At 70.1% G+C, this 21,351-nt stretch carries 19 protein-coding genes; 13 read left to right on the top strand and 6 right to left on the bottom strand.

Annotation, left to right across the window (positions count from 1 at the left end):
* The first annotated feature begins 18 nt into the window (after positions 1–18).
* Complete coding sequence (locus AB0I81_RS31335) at positions 19–507, top strand: GNAT family N-acetyltransferase (protein WP_360663702.1); 489 nt, start codon at positions 19–21, stop codon at positions 505–507.
* Here AB0I81_RS31335 and AB0I81_RS31330 read toward each other — a convergent pair.
* Genes AB0I81_RS31330 through iolC form a run of 5 tightly spaced genes read right to left on the bottom strand, consistent with a single transcriptional unit; the run spans position 499 to position 6,076 of the window.
* The gene (locus tag AB0I81_RS31330) at positions 499–1,488 is read right to left on the bottom strand and encodes an AI-2E family transporter (protein ID WP_360663700.1); all 990 of its coding nucleotides are present in this window, start codon (positions 1,486–1,488) and stop codon (positions 499–501) included. The two genes, AB0I81_RS31335 and AB0I81_RS31330, sit on opposite strands and share 9 nt — an antisense overlap.
* Before the next feature lie 58 nt (positions 1,489–1,546).
* The gene (gene iolD / locus AB0I81_RS31325) at positions 1,547–3,394 is read right to left on the bottom strand and encodes a 3D-(3,5/4)-trihydroxycyclohexane-1,2-dione acylhydrolase (decyclizing) (RefSeq protein ID WP_360663699.1); all 1,848 of its coding nucleotides are present in this window, start codon (positions 3,392–3,394) and stop codon (positions 1,547–1,549) included.
* Complete coding sequence (iolB, locus tag AB0I81_RS31320; protein ID WP_360663697.1) at positions 3,391–4,233, bottom strand: 5-deoxy-glucuronate isomerase; 843 nt, start codon at positions 4,231–4,233, stop codon at positions 3,391–3,393. The genes iolD and iolB overlap by 4 nt, the downstream gene beginning before the upstream one ends.
* The gene (locus AB0I81_RS31315; protein WP_360664414.1) at positions 4,230–5,126 is read right to left on the bottom strand and encodes a deoxyribose-phosphate aldolase; all 897 of its coding nucleotides are present in this window, start codon (positions 5,124–5,126) and stop codon (positions 4,230–4,232) included. The genes iolB and AB0I81_RS31315 overlap by 4 nt, the downstream gene beginning before the upstream one ends.
* Before the next feature lie 5 nt (positions 5,127–5,131).
* Positions 5,132–6,076, bottom strand: a complete 945-nt coding sequence (gene iolC, locus AB0I81_RS31310) for a 5-dehydro-2-deoxygluconokinase (RefSeq protein WP_360663695.1) — start codon at positions 6,074–6,076, stop codon at positions 5,132–5,134.
* A 155-nt stretch (positions 6,077–6,231) separates the two neighbouring features.
* On the opposite strand from iolC, the gene AB0I81_RS31305 reads away from it, so the two are divergent.
* From AB0I81_RS31305 to AB0I81_RS31255, 11 genes are all read left to right on the top strand, one after another.
* The gene (locus AB0I81_RS31305; RefSeq protein WP_360663693.1) at positions 6,232–7,611 is read left to right on the top strand and encodes an extracellular solute-binding protein; all 1,380 of its coding nucleotides are present in this window, start codon (positions 6,232–6,234) and stop codon (positions 7,609–7,611) included.
* Positions 7,586–8,518: a sugar ABC transporter permease gene (locus AB0I81_RS31300; protein WP_360663691.1), complete on the top strand. Its 933-nt coding sequence runs from the start codon at positions 7,586–7,588 to the stop codon at positions 8,516–8,518. Before AB0I81_RS31305 ends, AB0I81_RS31300 begins: the two co-directional genes overlap by 26 nt.
* Positions 8,515–9,333 (top strand): carbohydrate ABC transporter permease, encoded by an 819-nt coding sequence (locus tag AB0I81_RS31295; RefSeq protein WP_360663689.1) that lies wholly within the window; start codon positions 8,515–8,517, stop codon positions 9,331–9,333. Before AB0I81_RS31300 ends, AB0I81_RS31295 begins: the two co-directional genes overlap by 4 nt.
* Positions 9,333–10,394, top strand: a complete 1,062-nt coding sequence (locus tag AB0I81_RS31290; RefSeq protein ID WP_360663688.1) for an ABC transporter ATP-binding protein — start codon at positions 9,333–9,335, stop codon at positions 10,392–10,394. Before AB0I81_RS31295 ends, AB0I81_RS31290 begins: the two co-directional genes overlap by 1 nt.
* The gene (locus tag AB0I81_RS31285; protein WP_360663686.1) at positions 10,391–11,563 is read left to right on the top strand and encodes a CehA/McbA family metallohydrolase; all 1,173 of its coding nucleotides are present in this window, start codon (positions 10,391–10,393) and stop codon (positions 11,561–11,563) included. The genes AB0I81_RS31290 and AB0I81_RS31285 overlap by 4 nt, the downstream gene beginning before the upstream one ends.
* The gene (locus AB0I81_RS31280; protein WP_360663684.1) at positions 11,554–12,447 is read left to right on the top strand and encodes a TIM barrel protein; all 894 of its coding nucleotides are present in this window, start codon (positions 11,554–11,556) and stop codon (positions 12,445–12,447) included. Before AB0I81_RS31285 ends, AB0I81_RS31280 begins: the two co-directional genes overlap by 10 nt.
* Positions 12,444–13,523, top strand: a complete 1,080-nt coding sequence (locus AB0I81_RS31275; RefSeq protein WP_360663682.1) for a Gfo/Idh/MocA family oxidoreductase — start codon at positions 12,444–12,446, stop codon at positions 13,521–13,523. Before AB0I81_RS31280 ends, AB0I81_RS31275 begins: the two co-directional genes overlap by 4 nt.
* Positions 13,520–16,267: an alpha-mannosidase gene (locus AB0I81_RS31270; protein WP_360663680.1), complete on the top strand. Its 2,748-nt coding sequence runs from the start codon at positions 13,520–13,522 to the stop codon at positions 16,265–16,267. Before AB0I81_RS31275 ends, AB0I81_RS31270 begins: the two co-directional genes overlap by 4 nt.
* Before the next feature lie 34 nt (positions 16,268–16,301).
* Positions 16,302–17,180: a hypothetical protein gene (locus AB0I81_RS31265; protein ID WP_360663678.1), complete on the top strand. Its 879-nt coding sequence runs from the start codon at positions 16,302–16,304 to the stop codon at positions 17,178–17,180.
* Complete coding sequence (locus AB0I81_RS31260; protein WP_360663676.1) at positions 17,173–17,457, top strand: hypothetical protein; 285 nt, start codon at positions 17,173–17,175, stop codon at positions 17,455–17,457. The genes AB0I81_RS31265 and AB0I81_RS31260 overlap by 8 nt, the downstream gene beginning before the upstream one ends.
* 245 nt (positions 17,458–17,702) lie before the next feature.
* Positions 17,703–19,235 (top strand): cytosine permease, encoded by a 1,533-nt coding sequence (locus AB0I81_RS31255; protein ID WP_360663674.1) that lies wholly within the window; start codon positions 17,703–17,705, stop codon positions 19,233–19,235.
* Here AB0I81_RS31255 and AB0I81_RS31250 read toward each other — a convergent pair.
* On the bottom strand, positions 19,214–19,705 hold the full coding sequence (locus tag AB0I81_RS31250; protein WP_360663672.1) for an Lrp/AsnC family transcriptional regulator: 492 nt from the start codon (positions 19,703–19,705) through the stop codon (positions 19,214–19,216). The two genes, AB0I81_RS31255 and AB0I81_RS31250, sit on opposite strands and share 22 nt — an antisense overlap.
* A gap of 203 nt (positions 19,706–19,908) precedes the next feature.
* Here AB0I81_RS31250 and AB0I81_RS31245 point away from each other — a divergent pair, with 203 nt between their 5' ends.
* Complete coding sequence (locus tag AB0I81_RS31245) at positions 19,909–21,342, top strand: gamma-aminobutyraldehyde dehydrogenase (protein ID WP_360663670.1); 1,434 nt, start codon at positions 19,909–19,911, stop codon at positions 21,340–21,342.
* The last annotated feature ends 9 nt before the right edge of the window (positions 21,343–21,351 follow it).

Below are 21,351 nucleotides of genomic sequence, written 5' to 3'. Positions count from 1 at the left end.
GACCCCATAATGACGGCCATGACTGTTGTTGTCCGTCCCATCGGCCCCCAAGATCTGTCCGTGGTCACGCGCGTGCTGACGGCAAGCTGGGGCGGCTCCACGGTGGTGGCGCTGGGACGCGGCGAGCTGGTGGACGCCGCGAAGCAGCCGGGCTTCGTCGCCGAACTGGAGGGCGAGGTGGCCGGCGTCGTCACCTACGCCGAACGCGACGGCTCCGTGGAGATCATCACGATCGACGCCCTCGTGTCCGGCAAGGGGGTCGGCCGCGCGCTGCTCGACGCGGTGCGGGCGGTCGCGGCCGAGCTGGGCGCGGCCAGGCTCTGGCTGATCACCACCAACGACAACACCCACGCCCTGCGCTTCTACCAGCGCTACGGCTTCGACCTGGTGGCCCTGCACAGGAACGCCGTGGACCGGGTGCGCGCCGAGCTCAAGCCCACTATCCCCGCCGAGTCCGACGGCATCCCCATCCGGCACGAGCTGGAGCTGGAACTGCTTCTAAGGTGAGGCGGTCCTGCGGTGGTGCAGGAGGGCGACGATGACCGAGGTCACCGGGGCGGCCAGGAACGCGCCCGTGATCCCGGCGACCAGGCTGCCCACCGTGATCGCCACCAGGATGACCGCGCTGGGCAGGTCGAGGGCCCGGCCGTAGATCTGCGGCGCCAGTATGTGCCCCTCGATCTGCTGCACCGCCACGGTGACCGCCACCACGATCAGCGCCACCAGCCACCCCTTGGCCACCAGCGCCACCACGGCCGCCAGCAGCCCGGCGAAGAACGCCCCGACCACCGGCAGGAACGCGCCCACGAACGTCAGCACCGCCAGCGGCAGCGCGATCGGCACGCCCAGGATCCACAACGCCATCCCGATGAAGAACGCGTCCACCAGCCCCACGATCGCGACCCCGCGAATGTAGCGGCCGATCACCCCGAAGACCAGGTCACCGGCCTCGGACAGGCGTGTTCTGGCGGATTCGGGGGCGAGCTCCACGAGCCAGCGGAACAGGTGGTCGCCGCCGTGCACGAAGTACACCGACAGGATGACCGCCAGGATCGCCCCGATGACGACCTCGCCCACTGTCCTGACCCCGGCCAGCGCCCCGGTGGTGATCGTGCGGCTCTGGTCGGACAGGTAGTCCCTGGCCTGCGCGAGGATCTGCCGGTCGTTCAGCCCGAATCTGGCCGTCAGGTTGTGCAGGTCGGCGAGCACCTGGCCGACGCTGGAGCGCAGCTCCGTCACGCTGGCCACGGTGGGCGGCACCACCAGCGCGACCAGCGCGCCGGCCAGCAGGAGCCCGCCGACGAAGACGATCGCGGTGGCCGCCGCCCGGCCGAGCCCGCGTGACCTGAGCCAGCGGGCCGGGGGCAGCAGCAGAGCCGTGAGGAAGACGCCGATGACGATCGAGATGGCCACCGTGCGTACGTGGTAGAGGCAGAAGAAGACGACCGCGACGACCGCGATCCACCCGAGCAGCCGCCACGGCCTCATCCCCTGCCCCCTCATCGTGCCTGGTCAGAGGCATTCCCGGGGGTGATCGCGGGCAACCCTAGGTGGGCGGGCCCAGGTGGTGGCGCTGGGAGCGCTTGTTCCTCTCGTACGTCTCCCGCGCCGCATACGTGGCACTCGTCGTCGCCACCTGCGCCACGGGCACGTCCCACCACGCCTCGGAGGACGGCACGTCATCGGCCAGCCGGTCGGTGCGTACGTAGATCACCGTGGTCTCGGCGGCGGAGCGCGCCGTGTCCAGCGCCTTGCGCAGGTCGGCGACCGACTCGGGACGCAGCACGGTGGCGCCGAGGCTGGCCGCGTTGGCCGCCAGGTCCACCGGCAGCGGCCCGCCGTCGCGGCGCTGGTAGGAGGTGCCGAGCCGCTCGGCGCCGACGCTCTCCGACAGGCGGCCGATGGAGGCGAAGCCGGAGTTGTCCACCAGGACCACGACCAGCTTGACGCCCTCGGAGACGGCCGTGACGAGCTCCTGGGCCATCATCAGGTACGACCCGTCGCCCACCAGCACGAACACCTCCCGCTCCGGGACCGCCAGCTTCACCCCCAGCCCGCCGGCGATCTCGTAGCCCATACAGGAGTAGCCGTACTCGACGTGGTAGCTGCCTGGGCCGCTGGGCCGCCAGAGTTTGTGCAGGTCACCGGGCATGGACCCGGCCGCGCACACCACCACGCCGTCGTCCCCGGCCGCCGCGTTGACCGCCCCGATGACCGCGGCCTGCGACAACAGGGGGCCCTCCACCGCGTACGCCGCGTCCACGGATGCGTCCCACTCGCGGGTCAGCTCGGCGGCCCGCTCGCGATGGCCGGCCGGAGCGGTCCAGCCCGCGCACGCCCCGGCCAGGTCGGACAGACCTTCGCGGGCGTCGGCGACCAGTTGCAGGCCGGACAGCTTGGCCGCGTCGAAGCCGGTGACGTTGAGGTTCACGAAGCGGGCGTCGGGAGCGAAGATCGTCCTGGAGGCCGTGGTGAAGTCGCTGTAACGGGTGCCGACCCCGATGATCACGTCGGCGTCGCGGGCCAGCGTGTTGGCGGCGGTGGTGCCGGTGGCCCCGATGGCGCCGACGGCGAGCGGATGCCCGTGCGGCAGCGCGCCCTTGCCCGCCTGCGTCTCGGCCACGGGAATGCCGAACGTCTCGGCGAAGGCCCGCAACTCCTCGGTGGCCTCGCTGTAGATCGCCCCGCCGCCGGCCACGACGAGCGGGCGCTCGGCGGACCTGAGCAGCTCGGCGGCCCGCGCGAGGGCGGCGCGCTCGGGGCGCGGCCTGGGGATGTGCCAGACGCGGCGGGCGAACAACTCGTCGGGCCAGTCGTGGGCCTCCGCCTGCACGTCCTGCGGCAGCGCCAGCGTCACCGCGCCGGTCTCGGCCGGGTCGGTGAGCACCCGCATGGCGGCCAGCAGCGCGGACGGGAGCTGTTCGGGGCGGTTGATCCGGTCCCAGAAGCGGGAGACCGGCTTGAAGCAGTCGTTGACCGAGATGTCGTAGGAGCTCTGGTCCTCCAGCTCCTGCAACACGGGGCTCGCGGCGCGGGTGGAGAAGATGTCGCCGGGCAGCAGCAGCACGGGCAGGCGGTTGATGGTCGCGCCGGCCGCGCCGGTGATCATGTTCGTCGCGCCGGGGCCGATCGAGGTGGTGCAGGCCAGCGTGGACAGCCGGTTGCCCGCACGGGCGTAGGCGGCGGCCGTGTGCACCATCGCCTGCTCGTTGCGGCTCAGCCGATAGGGGAGATCCTCGGCACCGGTGGCCAGGGCCTGGCCGAGGCCCGCGACGTTGCCGTGGCCGAAGATGCCGACGCAGCCGCCGAAGAACCGGCGCTCCACGCCGTCCCGCTCGCTCCACTGGCGGGCCAGGAAGCGTACGACGGCCTGCGCGACGGTCAGCCGGGTCATGAGATCCTCCCGAACGGCAGTCTGGGATCGGTCGGCTGGGCGTCCCAGGAGGCGCGGATCCAGGCGTGGCGGGGGTCGTCGCAGAACGCCATCGAACGTTGCTCCGCGGGACCGGCCAGGACGTTCAGGTAGTACAGGTCGTAGCCGGGCGCGGCCATGGACGGGCCGTGGTAGCCGTACGGGACGAGCACCACGTCACCGGAGGAGACCTCGGCGAGGGTGTCGATCCGGCCGCCCTCGGAAGAATAGACGCGCTGGTAGCCGATGCCCTGGTCGGCGACCTCGAAGTAGTAGACCTCCTCCAGCACCGCCTCGCCCGGGTTCGGGGTGTCGTGCTTGTGCGGCGGATAGGAGGACCAGTTGCCGCCGGGGGTGAGCACCTCGACGGCCATGAGCTTGTCGCAGCCGTCGAACGCGTCGGGGGAGCAGAAGTTGTTCACCTGCCGGGTGGCCTGGCCGGCGCCCCTGATCTCGACGGCCACCTCGGTGGCGGCGACGTAGCGAGGGGGCAGGGCCCTGGTGGCGCGGGCGGAGGGGAAGGCGATCCTGCCCGCGCCCTCGACGGTGACGGGCGTGTTGATCGGCAGGTAGGCGAAGTCGCTGGGGGCCTCGAACACCGACGTCCTGCCCGCGAGCACGAACTTCTCGCCGGGGATGGTGACCGTGCAGGAGCCGGCCAGCGGCAGGACGAGCATCTCCGCCTCGCCCGTGTCGAACGTCAGCGGGGCGGCGGTCAGGTCCGCCACGCGCAGGCCCGAGTAGGTCCAGCCGGCCGTCGAAGGGGTGATCTCCACCGACCAGGGGCCGGCGGCGGTCTTGCCGTAGGGCAAGTAGGTCATGTGCGAACCTCTCGTACCAGTCCTGCGGCGCTGTCCACGGCGCTCGCCACATCGTCGTCGGGTGGATACAGCAGGGCGCGCCCGACGACGAGCCCGCGCACGCCGGGCAGGCTCAGGGCGCGGTGCCAGTCGGCGTAGGCGGCGTCGATGTCGGGCGGGTCGCCCCCGAGCAGCAGGGCGGGCAGCGTGGTGGCGGCCATCACGCGTTCCATCTCGGCCACCGCGGGGATCTTCAGCCAGGTGTAGGCCGAGGTCACGCCGAGCGCCTGGGCGACGCTGATCGAGCGGATCACGGCGTCGGGCGACAGGTCGTTGCGCAGCGCGCCCGACTCCGAGCGGCCCGCCCAGAACGGCTCGACCATGGCGACCAGCTTCCTGTGTGCCAGGTCGGTGACCGCGCGGGCGCAGGACTCCAGGGTGGCCACGGTGGCGTGGTCGGAGGGGTCGATGCGGCAGAGCATCTTGCCGCCGTCGAGCCGCATGGCCTCGATGGCGGCGGCGTCGTAGCCGGTGAAGCGGTCGTCGAGTTCAAACACCGAGCCCTGCAGGCCGCCCCTGTTCATGGAGCCGAAGGCCAGCTTGTCCTCCAGCGCGCCCAGCAGGAGCAGGTCCTCCAGCACGTCGGGGGAGGCGAGGATGCCGCCCACGCCGGGCCTGGACAGCGCCAGGCGCAGGCGGTCGAGCAGGTCGGTACGGCTGGCCATGGCCAGCGGCCGGTCGCGTACGCCCAGGGAGCCGCGGGCCGGATGGTCGGCGGCGATGATCAGCAGCCGCTCGTCCTCGGCGGGCAGCCCGCGCCGCTGCCTGCGGGCGGCGGCCTCGGCGATCTCCTCGGGCCGGGAGGCGCGGATGGCCGTGAGCCGCTCGTAGTCGGCCGATCTGGACAGCGTGATGTCGCTCAAGAGCGCGTTCCGTTCAGCAGGTCGTCCACTTCGGAGGTGGTCGGCATCGCATCGGCGCAGGCCAGGCGGGCGGCGACGAACGCGCCCGCCGCGTTGGCGAAGCGCAGCGTGCGCTCCAGCGGCCAGCCGCGCCGCAGCCCGAGACAGATGCCGCCGCCGAACGCGTCGCCGGCCCCGATCCCGTTGATCACCTTCACCTCCATGGGCTCCACCAGTGCGCTCTCCTCGGAGGTACGCGCGAAAACCCCTTCGGGGCCCATTTTCACGATCGCGAGCCGTACGCCGGTGTCCAGCAACGCCTGCGCGGCCGCCTCCGGATCGCGTACGCCGACCGCGACCTCCACCTCCTCCAGGTTGCCCACGGCCACGTCGGCCAGCGGCAACATCCGGCGCGCCGCCTCGTGGGCCGCCTCGCGCGACTCCCACAGGGTGGGCCGGTAGTCCAGGTCGAACACCGTCCACCCGGATCCGCGTACTTGAAGGGCGGCGGCGTGCGCGGCGGCGCTCGGCTCCTGGCTCAGCCCGGTCAGCGAGAACCAGAACAGCGGGGCCTCACGGATCGCCGCGAGGTCCAGCAGGTCGGGGGCGATCTGCAGGTCGGGCGGATGCTCGCCGCGGTAGAAGTAGATCGGGAAGTGGTCGGGAGGGAAGATCTCGCAGAAGGTGACGGGCGTGGGCCGGCCCTCGATGGTGTGGACGAAGGCGTCGTCCACGCCGAAGCCGCGGATCGCCCGGCGTACGTAGTCGCCGAACGGGTCGGCGCCCACACCGGTGATCACGGCGGAGCGCAGCCCGTGGCGGGCGGAGGCGACGGCGACGTTGGTCGGGCTGCCGCCGAGGAACTTGCCGAAGGTCTCGACATCGGCCAGGCCGACACCGGTCTGCAGCGGGTAGACGTCGACACCACTGCGGCCGATCGTGATCAGGTCGTACAACAGCACCTCCAGGGACGCAGCTTTCCCATGACACTATGGCATATTGTCATGACATTCAGATGTCCGCTATGTTGCCGGTTCCGGCTATGCCTTTACGTCATATGAATGTCATGACATATTGGGCTCTGGCTGCCTCCCTTAGGACACGTCGGAGGGTTTGCATGGCATTGCGGAAACGGGTGGTCGCGGTAGCGGCCGCGGCCTGTCTGGGACTCGCCGCCTGTGGACAGTCGTCCGGCGGAGGCGGTGACGCGATCGAGCTGACGATCACCCAGAACGCCATCGCCGGCGGCAAGAACGCCGCCGCGGCGGAGTGGATCGCCGACTGGGTGATCCCCAAGTTCGAGGCGGCGCAGAAGGCGAAGGGCAAGGACGTCACAGTCACCTTCCTTCCCAGCGGCGTCGACGATGAGCAGTACAAGACCAAGCTCTCCCTCGACCTCAAGTCCGGCAAGGGCGCGGACGTGATCGACATCGACGGCATCTGGGCCGGCGAGTTCGCCGAGGCCGGCTACATCAAGCCGCTGTCGGAGCTGGTCGGGCCCGAGGCGGACGGCTGGGACGGGTGGTCGCAGATCCCCGAGGCCGTCCAGGGCATGGCCGAGTTCAACGGCAAGAAGTACGCCCTGCCGGTCGGCACCGACGGCCGGGTCCTCTACTTCAACAAGACGCTCTTCACCAAGGTCGGGCTGCCCGCCGACTGGCAGCCCAAGAGCTGGCAGGAGATCCTCGACGCCGGTGCCAGGCTCAAGTCCTCGGGCGTGCCCGTGCCGATCCAGATCAACGCCGGCACCGCCATGGGCGAGGCCACGTCCATGCAGGGCGTGCTGCCGCTGCTCGCGGGCGCGGGCGGTGAGGTGCACAAGGACGGCAAGTGGACCGGGGCCGCGCAGCCGATGAAGGACGCGCTCGGCCTCTACCAGAAGATCTACGGCGGCGGACTCGGCGATCCCAAGCTCCAGCAGGAGGCCAAGGGCCGCGACAAGTCGTTCCAGCAGTTCGCCGAGGGCAAGATCGGCATTCTGATGGAGGGCGACTACTTCTGGCGCGGCGTGGTCAACCCCAAGACGGGCGTGGCCAAGATGGCCGACCGTGACCAGGCCGTCGGGTACGCCATGATCCCGGCCATCGAACCCGGCAAGGGCATCAGGGGCCAGGACTTCGTCAGCATGTCCGGCGGCGCGCTGCGTACCGTGAATCCCGGGAGCGAGCATCCCAAGGAGGCGTTCGAGCTGCTGGCCTTCACGCTCTCGCCGGAGGCGCTGAAGGAGGAGACCAAGGACGGCAACGTCCGCGTCACGCCGCGTACCGATGTCAACAAGGAGATCCTGGCCGGCGAGCCGCTGCTCACGTTCATCTCGGAGAAGGTGTTGCCGCTGACCGCCTACCGGCCGCCGGTGGCCGTCTATCCGCAGGTGTCGGTGGCGCTGCAGGAGGCCACCGCCGCGGTGGCCGGCGGCACGGCGCCCGACCAGGCGGCGGCCGCGTACCAGAAGAAGCTCGAAGGAATCGTCGGTGGCGCAGGCAACATCGCCTCCTGAAACACGGGGTGAGGCACGGGCTGAGGCACGGGCCTACAGCTCCGACGCGGCGGGCCTGGGCAGGGCGCGGGCCGGGATCTTCGCGGCCCCCGCCCTGCTGCTGGTGGCGGCCTTCCTCGTCTTCCCGGCGCTCTGGGTGCTCTATCTGGCGCTCACGAACTACCGCCTGACGGGCGTCGCCGCCGCGGAGCCGGAGTTCGTCGGGCTCGGCAACCTGCTCGACGCGGTCGCCGATCCCGCGTTCTGGAACTCCACGCTGCTGACCACGCAGTTCGTGCTGGGCTCGGCCGTCATCGGGCAGGTCGGGCTCGGCTTCACCATCGCCTGGTTGCTGCGCGACCGGCTCGGGCCGCTGAAACGGCTGGTCGAGGGCCTGGTCATCCTGGCCTGGATCCTGCCGGGCGCCATCGTGTCGTTCCTGTGGGTGGCGCTGCTCGACCGCGACGGCGGCACGCTCAACGCGCTGCTCGGCCTGCCCGGCTTCGCCTGGCTGCTCGACCACCCGATGTTGTCGATCATCGTGTTCAACACCTGGCGCGGCACCGCGTTCTCGATGATGTTGTACGGCGCCGCCCTGGCCAACGTGCCGCCCTCGCACCTGGAGAGCGCCCGCCTGGCCGGGGCCTCCGGCTGGCAGCAATTGCGGGACGTGGTCTTCCCGCACATCAGGGGCCACATCCTGACGAACCTGCTGCTGATCAGCCTGTGGACGTTCAACGACTTCACCCCGTTCCTGCTCACCGCCGGCGGCCCCGACGGCAAATCCGAGGTGCTGGCCGTGCACGTGTACAAGGTGGCCCTGCAGAGCGGCGAACTGGGCTACGGCGCCGCCATCTCCGCGATCATCCTGTTGATCAACCTGATCGTGGCGGTGTTCTACCTGCGGCTGCTGCGGAGCAAGAGATGACGCGTTTCGTGCTGGGCCGGATCGGCTTCTACACCCTGATCGCGGTGTTGCTGGCGTTCTTCACGGTGCCGCTGCTGTGGCTGGTGACCGCGCCGTTCACCTCCGACCCCACTTACGAGGTGCGGGTGCCCGACTTCACCTGGGACAACTTCGCGGCCGTCATCGAACACCCCTACGCGCTGCCGTCGTTGTGGAACTCGGTGATCCTTTCGGCCGGCACCGCCGCGCTGGTCGTGATCTTCTCGGCGCTGGCCGCCTACGCCCTGAGCCGGGTGCGGATCCCCGGGCGGGACGCGCTGCTCTATGCCCTGCTGCTGCTGTCGTCGATCATCACGGGGACGGCGGCGATGGTGCCGTTGTTCCAGCTCGCGGTGGAGCTCAACCTCATCGACTCGCAGTTCGGGTTGATCCTCATCCTGACCGGCGGGCTGTTGCCCGCGGCGATCTTCATGCTGAAGGACTTCGTGGATGCCACGCCGAAGTCGTACGAGGAGTCCGCCAGGGTGTTCGGGGCCTCGCCGCTGCAGATCGTGCGGCACGTGGTCGTCCCCCTGGTACGCCCAGGGTTGGCGACCATCGCGGTGTGGGCCGTGGCCAACGTGTGGGGGAACTTTCTGATGCCGTACCTGCTGCTGAGCGACGTGGGCAAGCAGCCGGCGGCGGTGATCACGTACACGCTGTACACGGAGGGCGGGCAGGCCAACCTCAGCATGTTGTCCACCTTCGGGCTGCTCTACTCGATCCCGGTGGTGCTCATGTACCTGTTCGTCAGCAAGAAGTACGGCTTCCGCTTCCACGGAGGGATCAAGCGCTGATGGCCGCCATCGAACTACGCGGGCTGAGCAAGGTCTACCCCGGCGGGGTGCGCGCGCTCGACGCGCTCGACCTGTCCATCCCCGACGGGGAGTTCTTCGCCCTGCTCGGGCCCTCCGGCTGCGGCAAGACCACGCTGCTGCGCACGATCGCCGGCCTGGAGATCGCCACCGGCGGATCGGTCGTCATCGGTGGGCGGGACGTGACGGGCGTGCAGCCGGGCGGCCGGGACGTGGCGATGGTGTTCCAGGACTACGCGTTGTTCCCGCACATGGACGTCACCGACAACATCGCCTACCCGCTGCGGATCAAGAAGGTCGCCAAGAAGGCGCGCCACGACAAGGCGGCCGAGGTGGGGGCGCGGCTCGGGCTGGAGCACCTGATGGATCGACGGCCCGGTCAGCTGTCCGGCGGGCAGCAGCAGCGGGTGGCGCTGGCCAGGGTGATGGCCACGCAGGCGCAGGCGTACCTGTTCGACGAGCCGCTGTCCAACCTGGACGCGCGGTTGCGGCTGGAGGCCCGTACCTTCCTGAAGAAGTTGCAGCGGGAGCTGGGCGTCACGACCGTCTTCGTCACCCACGACCAGGCGGAGGCGCTGGCCATGGCCGACCGCATGGCCGTCATGGAGGAGGGGCACATCAGGCAGATCGGCACGCCGGCCGAGGTGTTCCAGCGGCCGGCCAACACCTTCGTGGCGGGGTTCATCGGGTCCACACCGATGAACCTGCTGGACGGTTCCGTACGGGGTGACACGCTGGAGGTGGCAGGGTGCCGGCTGGCGGTCCCGTCCTCCGCCGGAGGGCTGACCGACGGCGAGAAGATCGTGTACGGCGTGCGGCCCGAGTACATGACGTACTCGGCGCGGCCCTCGGACGGCGCGCTGAGCGGGAAGGTGGCCATCGTGGAGAATCTGGGCGCGTCCCACCTGGTGACCCTCGACGTGGGCGGCGTGAACGTGCAGGCAGTGGTGCCCGAGGGCAGCGAACCGGCGGTCGGCGACGACGGCCACGCCGTGCCGAGGGGCGATCGGGCCTTGGTCTACCGGGACGGAGAGCTGGTGTGAGGGGCCGCTGGAGCCTGGACGACCGGCTCGAACAGATCCTGCGGGAGGTGCCGTTCGAGGTGCCCGCCGGGAGCGCGGCCGTCACCGTGCGGCTCTCCTACGACAGGTCGCAGGGCGTGATCGATCTCGGCTGCGCCTCGCCCGAGGGCTTCCGCGGCTGGTCGGGCGGCGCGCGCGACGAGTACACGATCGCCCGCGACTGGGCCACCCCCGGCTACCTGCCCGGCGAGCCCGAGACCGGCACCTGGCACGTGTGGCTGCGCCTGCACCGCATCCCGCCGCAGGGCCTGGACTACACGCTGGACATCTCCTTCGACGACGTTGCCCCTCCCGTCGCGGAGGAGCCGCCGCACGGGCAGTGCCCGCCCAGGCGCGACATTCCCGACATCGACGGCCTGCGCTGGTACGCCGGGGACTTCCACGCCCACACCGTGCACAGTGACGGCAGCCTGACCATCGCCGAGCTGGCCGAGCTCGCCCACGGGCGCGGCCTGGACTTCCTGGCCGTCACCGACCACAACACCGTCAGCCACCACCCCTGGCTGAGCAAGATCGACCGAGGCGTCACGCTCCTGCCCGGTCAGGAGGTCACCACCGACCGAGGGCACGCGAACGTGTTCGGCGAGGTCGGCTGGGTGGACTTCCGGCAGCCCGCCGACTCCTGGGTGGAGCACGCCGAGCGGTCCGGCGGCCTGATCTCGATCAACCATCCGCTCGGCGCCGACTGCGCCTGGCTGCTGCCGATCAGCCGCCGTCCCCGCGTGGCCGAGGTGTGGAGCTCCGGCTGGTGGGACCGCCGCTGGGGCGCGCCGCTGGCCTGGGCCGACGCCTGGCGCGACGACGTGATCGCGATCGGCGGCAGCGACTTCCACCGGCACGGTTCCGACGGCCTGCCCGGCGCGCCCACCACCTGGGTGCTGACCGAGGACACCGGCATGGTGCTGGACGGGGTGCGCGCCGGGCGCACCGCCGTCTCGGCAGGGCCGGACGGGCCGCTGCTGCTCAGGCTGGGCGACGAACTGCTCGCCCTGGACGCCGACGGATTAGTCCTGGTACGCCCCGACGGCTCGCGGCAGGTGGTCCGCGGCGAGCGCGTGCGACTGGCGGCGATGGACGGACCACATCGGTTGGAGAGCTACGAGAACGAGGTGATAGCCCTATGCGCGTGAGGAAAGTCGCGAACGCCCCTGTCAGCTTCGGCGTGTTCGAGCTGAGCGACGGCCCGCCGCCGCTGACCGCCGACCAGATGGTCCGCGCGCTGTCCGCGGCGGGCTACGAGGGCATCGACTCGGGGCCGATCGGCTACTTGGGCACTGGCTCCGAGCTGGCCGAACGGCTGAGCGGGGCCGGGCTGCTGCTGTGCGGCGGCTGGGTGGACATGCCCTATCGGGACGCGCGGGCGTACGAGAAGAATCTGCCCGTGCTGGAGGCGGCGCTGGAGGTGTTCGCCGCCGCCCCGGAGGGTGAGCTGCCGCCGCGGCCGACGATCGCCTGCTCGGGCTCGCCCGAGCGGTTCGCCCGTCCTGGCGGGAACGCGCCGGGGCTGCCGGCCGGGGAGTGGCCGCAGTACGCCGCCCGCGTACAGGACGCCACCGACCGGTGCCGGGCGCGCGGCTTCGAGCCCGTCTTCCACCACCATCTCGGCACCTACGTCGAGACCCCCGAGGACATCGAGCGGCTGCTCGAACTGACCGACGTGCAGCTCTGCCTGGACACCGGCCACCTGCTGCTGGCCGGCGGCGACCCCATCGCGGCGCTGCGCACGTGGGCGGACCGGATCGGGCACGTGCACATCAAGGACGGTGACCGGCGGCTGCTGGCCCGCGCCCTGGAGGACGGCGTGGACCTGCGCGAGCTCATGGGCCGCGGCGGGTTCCCGCCGATCGGGGACGGCGAGCTGGACCTGCCCGCCGTGGTCCGCGCGCTGGACGAGACCGGCTTCGCCGGCTGGATCGTGGTCGAGCAGGACACCCTCCCCGGGCGGCGCACCGTCGCCCAGAACATCGCCGACCAGGCGGCCAACCGCCAGAAGCTGAAGGACCTGGGACTGTGAGAATCGCGCTGGTGGGTTGCGGAGCCGTCACACAGGCCGTCTACGTGCCGCTGCTGTCCAGGCGGCGCGACCTGTTCGAGGTGAGCGCCGTCTGCGACCTGTCGCGGACCCTCGCCGACGCGGTGGGCGACCGGCTGGGGGCCGCGCGCCGCTACACCTCCGTGAGCGACATGCTCGCCGACGGCGGTTTCGAGGCCGTCGTCATGCTGGCCTCCGGCTCCCACGGGGAGACCGTGCGGCAGGCGATGAACGCCGGGTACGCCGTGTTGTGCGAGAAGCCGCTCGCGCTGACCAGGGCCGAGGTGGCGGCGCTGCCCGAGGGGCGGCTGATGGTCGGCTACATGAAGCAGTACGACCCGGCCGTGCGCCGGGCCGAGGAACTGCTGGCCGAACTCGGCGGGCCGGAGGTGATCAGGTCGGTCGAGGTGAGCGTGCTGCATCCGAGCGGGGAGTCGCAGCTCGCGTTCGCGAACCTGACGCAGGCGCGGGACGTGGACGCCGGCCTGCTGGCCTCGCTGCGCGCGCAGGAGAGCGCGCTGGTGTCGCAGGCGCTGGGGGAATCGGCGCCGGAGTCGGTGCGGAGCCTGTACGGGGTGGCGATGGGCTCGATCTGCCACGATTTGTCGCTCTTGAGGCGCTTTACCGGCTCGCCCACCGAAATTTCGTACGTTGAGACCTGGGGGCCCGCGCCCGGCTCCATCGAGATCTCCGGGCCGCTGCCGGTACGGGGACGATTCACCATCCGCTGGCACTACCTGGAGGACTACCCCGCCTACCGCGAAACCGTCACCATCCATCACGAAAAGGGCTCGCTTGAGCTGGTCTTTCCCTCGCCCTACCTCATGAACGCCCCCACCACGCTCACCGTGGTCTCCGACGCCGAAAGTCGCAGGCATTGGAGGGAGGTGACTGAGGCGTTCGAGGTACAACTCGCGGCCTTCCATGCTTTTGTGAACGATGGCAAGCCGCCGCTCACCGACGCGGGCGGCGGGCTCGAGGACATCGTCACGGCACAGCGGATCGCGGCGCGCTACGCCGTACTGCATGATCTGCCCATTGGAGGGGAGGCAGTGTGAGCACCGAGATCGTCGTCGTACCGCACACGCACTGGGACCGGGAGTGGTACGAACCCTTCCAGCGCTTCAGGCTGCGCCTGGTCGCGCTGCTCGACGAGGTGCTCGACACGATGGAACGCGAGCCCGAATACCGCTTCACCCTCGACGGGCAACTCGCCTGCGTGGATGACTACCTGGAGGTGCGGCCGGAGAACCGCGACCGGGTGGCCGCGCTGGTGAAGTCGGGGCGGCTGGCGGTGGGGCCGTGGCAGATCCTGCTGGATGAGTTCCTGTGCTCGGGCGAGAACATCGTGCGCAACCTGGAGCTGGGCATGGACCGGGCGGACAAGCTGGGCGGCGCCATGCCGGTCGGCTACCTGCCGGACATGTTCGGCCACGCGGCCCAGATGCCGCAGATCCTGCGCAAGGCCGGACTGGCGTACGCCTGCGTCTACCGTGGCGTGCCGTCGTCCGTGACCACCGACGTCTTCGCCTGGGTGGCGCCCGACGGGACGGCGGTGCGTACGCAGTACCTGCCGGTGGGCGGTTACGGCAACGGGGCCCACCTGTTCCACGACGGGCAGGGGGCCGGTGAGCGGGCGGCGGCGTTCGTGCGGACCATGCGCGAATGGCACGGTCCCGAAGGGCCGCTGCTGGCGATGTACGGCGCCGACCACTCCGCCCCCGTGCGAGGGTTGCCGGAGATGGTGGCGGCGATCGGCGCCCGCATGAACACCTTGTCCGGATATATCGGGGCTTATCCGGCGAGCGTTGACGGGCTGCCGAAGGTGCACGGCGAGCTGCGCTCCCACGCCCGCGCCAACATCCTGCCCGGCGTCATCTCCGTGCGCGCCCACCTCAAGCAGGCCATGGGCCGCGCCGAACGCATGGTCGAACGCTACGCCGAACCGCTGGCCACCCTCTGGGGCGCCGAATGGCCGGGCCGCTTCCTCGACATGGCGTGGTGGCGGCTGGTGGACGCCAGCGGGCACGACTCGGTGACCGGCTGCGGCGTGGACGAGACCGCCCAGCAGGTCGCCGCCCGCATCGCGGAGGCCGAACACCTCGGGCAGGCCGTACGCGACCTGGTGACCGCCCCGCTGGCGCGCGCCGTGCCGTCGGACGGGGTGCTGATCGTCAACCCCACTCCCGCCGCGCGGCTCGGCGTCGTGGTCGTGGACGTGGCGGGCGTGGACCCGCTGGTGGGCCCGTCGGGCGAGCCGGTGCCCAGCCAGCCGCTGGAGTACGCGGCCACGCTGCTGCTCGACGAGGAGATGGACCCCGCCACGGCGCTGACCTTCGTCCACGGCACCGAGCTGTACGGGCAGCAGATCACCGGCTGGAAGATCGAGGACGGGACGCTGGAGTTCACCGTGGCCCGCGAGACGTCGGTGGTGTTCGACCCGGACGACGTGCGCGCCGCGCTGGACGGCGTGACCCGCGTCCGCATCGTCGCCGAACCCCGCCGCACGGTCGCCGCCCTGGTCGAGGCCCCGCCGCTCGGCCACACCAGCCTCCGCCCCGCCCCCCGCGACCATGTCTACGGCCCGGACCCGGCGGACCTGCCCCTCAGCCACCTGCCAGGCGAGCACCACCCGTCCTGCTGGCTCAGCTCCGACTCGGCCACCCTGCCGGTGCGCGGCGACGAGGAGATCCTGGACAACGGCCTGCTGCGGGTCGTGATCGCCGGCGACGGCACGCTGACGCTGGTCGGCCAGGACGGCACGACCGTCACCGGCGCGGGCCGCATCGTGGACGGCGGCGACGTGGGCGACACCTACAACTTCGCGCCGCCGCTGGCCGACCTGATGGTGTCTGAGCCTTCGTACGTGGCCTCCGAGGTGATCTGCACCGGCCCGCTGGTGGCGGCGGTGGAGATACGCCGCACCTACGACTGGCCCGCCTCGTCCGAGCTGGCAGACGGCGCCCCCGAACTGCCCTCCATCACGCGCGGCTCCCGGCTGGAGGAGGTCGTCGTCACCACCCGGGTCGAACTGCGCGCGGGCGAGCCGTTCGTACGGCTGCACGTCGAGTTCGACAACCGCTGCGCCGACCACCGGGTACGCCTGCACGTACCACTGCCGTCTCCCTCGGCGGCGCAGTCACACGCTGAGGGCCAGTTCGCGGTCATCACCCGCGACCTGAAGCCGGAGGGCGGCTGTGGCGAAACCCCACTACCCACCTTCCCCGCCTCATCCTGGGTGGCCGCCGGAGGCGTCGCGGCCCTGCTCGAACACGTGACGGAGTACGAGGTCGCGGACGGGGAACTGGCCCTCACTCTGCTCCGCTCGGTCGGCTACCTCTCCCGCAACCGCAACACCAACCGCCCGGAACCGGCCGGCCCCCAACTGCCCACTCCGGCGGCGCAGTCGCGCGGGGTGCGCTCGGTGAGCCTGGCGCTGATGCCGTACCAGGGGTCGTGGGAGGAGGTCGTGCCACACGCCGAGTCCTTCCGCCACGACCTGCTGGCCGTCCCCGGCACGGGCGAGCCGTTCCTCCCACTGCCCGCGTCCGCCGCCGGGCTGTCGGTGGCCGGTGACGGTGTGGTCATGACCTCGCTCCGGGATCGGGACGGATGGCGCGAACTCCGCGTAGTGGCCCTGACTCCCAATTCCACCGAAGCTGTTATTTCGGGCGACCTTGTAGAAGCCCGGCATGCGGATCTGCGCGGGCGTCCGGGGGAGTATGTGCAGGTCACTGATGGTGTAGTGCGGTTGCCGCTGAGTTCGTGGGAAATAGCGACCATCCAGTTTCGTCAACTCTAGGTAATGAATCGAACGCGAGTAGTAATGTCGCGGCATGGTCACGTCACAACACGAAGGTCTCACGCAAATCGCGACCTTCGATCTCGAGGGCACGAGAGACATGCTCCGTGCACTGCTCCCTGTGCCGATTCCGAAGGCGGGCGGGTCGGTCATCGCCTCGCCCGACCTCTCGGAAGCGGATCCTGGCGTGTGCCGCGCTGATGCGGCGATCCTGTACGGCAAGGGAAAGGAGAAAATCGGGGTCATCGTCGAGACGCAGCGCTCGCCGGACCAAGAGAAGCACTACTCGTGGCTGGAGTACATCGCCAATTTCCGGGCGCGGGAGAAATGTCGGGCCTGCCTGGTCGTCATCTGCCCGAACGAGAAAGTGGCTCGATGGGCGGAGCAAGAGATCGTCACCGGCCATCCGGGGCTGACGTTGAAGGTCCTGGCCATCCACAAGTGGAACACGCCGGTCATCACCGACGTCGCTCAGGCGTCGGAGAACATCGTGCTGGCGGTCATCTCGGCCGTCACACAGAGCGAACATCCGAAGTTCGTTCAGATCGCGGCGGCGATGCAAGGAGCGCTGGGAGGTATCGATCCGGCCATCGCTTGCAGGTACGCTCGTTATACCAGTCTGTCACTGGAAGGTGACGCTCAGCGAGAATGGAACCGAGGCATGAAGACCATGACGTATCCGTACCAGGACGAGTACGCCGAGAGTCTTAAGGCGGAAGGCAAGGCGGAAGGCAAGGCGGAAGGCAGGGCAGAAGGCGAGGCGCGGTCTGTGCTGCTTATCTTCGACAAGCGCGGGATCGTGGTGTCCGACGAGGTCCGGAGCCTGGTCATGCGCTGCGCGGACGAGGCCGTCCTGGCCGAATGGCTAGGGCGGGCGATCGAGGTCGAGTCGGCGGAGGAGATCTTTGACTGAGCATCAGACGGTGTCGGGTCGGCCTTCGACGAGGTATCCGTACCAGGACGAGTACGCCGAGAGTCTCTTCGCGAAAGGCTTCGCGAAAGGCTTCGCGAAAGGCAGGGCGAAAGCTCTACTGGTGTGCCTCGGCGAGCTCGGGATCACGGTGTCCGATGAGAACCGAAGCGGGGTCATGCGCTGCGCGGACGTAGCCGTCCTGGACGAATGGCTAGATCGGGCGCTCGAGGGCAAGTCGGCGGAGGAGATCTTCCAACCCGAGGATTTCGAGGCATAGCAAACCCGGTCGGCAGGCCATTCTGATGGTCGGCCGGACCCCGGCATACGCGGCGCGGGAAGGGCGGCTCCCGCCCGTGGATCGCGCGAGCCGGCACAGACGATACCCCGGCACGGGTTCCACCAGCGGGCACGACGGCGGCCGGAACGCCGGGGGATCTTGCAGCAGATCGACGGTGTGGCGAACACTGACCGCATGCGCATCGGCCCCCACAGGCCGGTGGCCTCGCGGGAGGAGCGCCGGATATGAGCGGCACGTCCATCACCGACATAGAGACCTACGGCGTCGAGCGCATCCCCGACGCCGACCGCACCGCCCGCCCCTTCGACCTGTTCAGGGTCGCGTTCGGAGGTGCGAACACCTTCGCCACCTGCGTCCTGGGCGTCTTTCCCGTGCTGTTCGGGCTGTCGTTCTGGCACGGCGTGGCCGCCACCGTGCTCGGGCTCGTCGTCGGATCGCTGATCCTGGCGCCGTTGTCGTTGTTCGGCCCGCGCAACGGCACCAACAACGCCGTCTCCTCCTCGGCGCACCTGGGCGTGCACGGCCGGGTCGTGGGGTCGTTCCTGTCGTTGCTGACGGCGGTCACGTTCTTCTCCATCTCGGTGTGGTCGTCGGGGGACGCGCTGGTGGGCGGGGCGCACCGGCTGGCGGGGCTGCCGGACACCGACCTGTCGCACGGCGTCGCGTACGGGATCTTCGCCGTCCTCGTGCTCATCGTCTGCGTCTACGGCTTTCGTTTCATGCTGTTCGTCAACAAGATCGCGGTCGTCGCGGCGTCGTTGCTGTTCGTCCTGGGCGGGCTGGCCTTCGCGGGTGACTTCGATCCGTCCTACGCGGGCACGCTCACGGCCGGTGACCCGCTGTTCTGGCCCTCGTTCATCGGGGCGACGCTGATCGTGTTGTCGAGCCCGGTCTCGTTCGGGGCCTTCCTGGGTGATTGGTCCCGGTACATCCCGGAGCACACCCCGCGCGGCAGGGTGATGGCGGCGGCGTTCCTGTCGCAGCTCGCCACCGCGCTGCCGTTCCTGTTCGGGCTGGCCACCGCCTCGATCATCGCCGCCAAGGCCGCCGAGTACGTGGATCCGGCCGCCCCCAACTACGTCGGCGGGCTGCTGGCCATCTCTCCCGGCTGGTACTTCGTGCCCGTCTGCCTGCTCGCCCTGATCGGCGGCATGTCCACCGGCACGACCGCCCTCTACGGCACCGGCCTCGACTTCTCCAGCGTCTTCCCCCGCTTCTCCCGGGTGCGGGCCACGGTGCTCATCGGCACGCTGTCGATCGCGGGAATCTACGCCGGCCGTTTCGCGGCGAACCTCACGCAGAGCATCTCCACGTTCGCCACCCTGATCATCACGTGCACGGCGCCCTGGATGGTGATCATGATGCTCGGCTACGTGACGCGGCGCGGCTGGTACGACCCCGAGGCGCTGCAGGTGTTCAACCGCCGCCAGCGCGGCGGCCGGTACTGGTTCACCCACGGCTGGAACGTGCGCGGCCTGGTCGCCTGGCTGGTCTCGGCCGGGCTGGCGCTGTCCTTCGTGAACCTGCCGGGGCAGTTCGTCGGTCCGCTCGGCGACCTGGCCGGCGGCGTGGACGTCTCACTCCCGGTCGGCCTGGCCGCCGCGGGCCTGCTCTACCTGGTGCTGCTGCTTGTCGCTCCGGAGCCCCGGGAGGTGTTCGGGCCTGACGGGCCGAGCCTGGTGCGCGCGTCGGACACCCCGGTACTCCCGATCATCGAGCCGGCGGCCAGGGTCGGTCAGCGGGTGCCCCAGGAGTAGGTCTGTTTGCGCAGTTTCAGGTAGACGAACGACTCCGTGGCGCGGACGGCGGGGATGGCGCGGATCTTGCTGAGGATCTCCAGCAGGTGGCCGTCGCCTTCGCAGACCACCTCCACGATCACGTCGAAGGAGCCGGCCGTGAGCACCACGTAGTCGATCTCCTCGATGGCCGACAACTCGTCCGCCACCGACTCCAGGTCGCCCTCGCAGTTGACGCCGATCATGGCCTGCCGGGGGAAGCCCAGCGTGAGGGGGTCGGTGACGGCGACGATCTGCATCACGCCGGCGTCCTGGAGGCGCTGCACCCGCTGGCGCACCGCGGCCTCGGACAGGCCCACCGCCTTCCCGATCGCCGCGTACGGCTTGCGCCCGTCGGCCTGGAGTTGCTCGATGATCTGCTTGGACAGGTCGTCGAGCACCACGGGGCCGGAAGCGGCGCTGTTGCGGCGTACGCGCGGCGGCGTCGTCATCGAGAGGGATCCTCCTAGCGGTACGGCGTTACCGGGGCGTTCCCGCCGGGTTGCCGTCCTGGTGCGACATGTTCTCAGTTCTTCGCGGTGTGTCAAGCGAATTCGTAGCAATTTGATATCTTCGCCACGAAATCCCTTGTCCATATGCCCCTGCTCTGTCAGAGTCGCGGCATCTCAGCCACCTCACGAGGAGGCCAATCACCTTGACGACACGTCTGCAGAACTTCATCAACGGTGCATATGCGGACGCCAGGAGCGGCCGGTTCTCCGACATCGTCGATCCGTGCAAGGGCGAGGCGTATGTCCAGGCCCCCGTGTCCGGCCAGGAGGACGTGGACGCCGCCTTCGCGGCCGCGGCCGCCGCGTTTGAATCGTGGGGCAGGACCACCCCGGGTGAGCGGGCCAACCTGCTGCTCAAGGTGGCCGACGCGATCGAGGCGCAGGCCGATGAGATCAACGAGGCCGAGTGCCGCAACACCGGCAAGCCCCGCGCCCGCATGGCGGAGGACGAGACGCCGGTCGCCGCCGACCACTTCCGTTTCTTCGCGGGCGCCGCGCGTACGCTGGAGGGCCCCACGGCAGGGGAGTTCCTCGCCGAGCACACCAGCGTCATCAGGCACGAGCCGATCGGCGTCGTGGGCCAGGTGACGCCGTGGAACTACCCGCTGATGATGGCGGTCTGGAAGATCGCCCCCGCGCTCGCGGCCGGCAACACGATCGTGCTCAAGCCGTCCGACACCACCCCCGTCTCCACGCTCAAGCTCGCCGAGATCCTCGGCTCGGTGCTGCCCGCGGGCGTCTTCAACGTCGTCACCGGCGACCGCGAGACCGGCGCGCTGGTCGTGGGCCACCCGACGGCCGCCATGGTGGCCATCACCGGCTCGGTCGGCGCGGGCATGTCGGTCGCCAGGAGCGCCGCCGAGGACCTCAAGCGCGTACACCTGGAGCTTGGCGGCAAGGCGCCGGTCGTGGTGTTCGAGGACGTCAAGGACCTGCGCAGGGCCGCCGGCGACATCGCCACCGCGGGCCTGTACAACGCGGGCCAGGACTGCACGGCCGCCTGCCGGGTGCTCGTGCACGAGAGCGTGCACGACGAGTTCGTGGCCGCGCTCACCGAGGCCGCCGCCGGTACGGCCACCGGCGACCTGACCAACGAGGAAGCACTTTTCGGCCCGCTCAACAACGAGACCCAGCTCGCCAGGGTCCAGGGCTTCATCGACCGCGCCCCGGCGCACGCCAAGGTGCTCACCGGCGGCCACCGCGTCGGCGACAAGGGCTACTTCTTCGCCCCGACCATCGTGGACGGGCTGCGCCAGGACGACGAGATGGTGCAGAACGAGGTCTTCGGCCCGGTGATCACCGTGCAGACGTTCAGCGACGAGGCCGACGCCCTGGCCAAGGCCAACGACGTGCGGTACGGCCTGAGCGGCTCGGTCTGGACCTCCGACCACGGCCGCGCCATGCGCATGTCGAACCGCCTCGACTTCGGCGTGGTCTGGGTCAACACGCACATCCCGTTCGTCTCGGAGATGCCGCACGGCGGCTTCAAGCACTCCGGCTACGGCAAGGACCTGTCGGTGTTCGGGCTGCACGACTACACCAGGGTCAAGCACGTCATGCACTACATCGGCGAGTAACAAAGGAAA

The organism is Nonomuraea sp. NPDC050404 (assembly GCF_040655495.1).
Lineage (GTDB): Bacteria > Actinomycetota > Actinomycetes > Streptosporangiales > Streptosporangiaceae > Nonomuraea.
The sequence above is the reverse complement of the archived record's forward strand: the minus strand, read 5'-3'. Positions and strand labels throughout refer to the sequence as shown.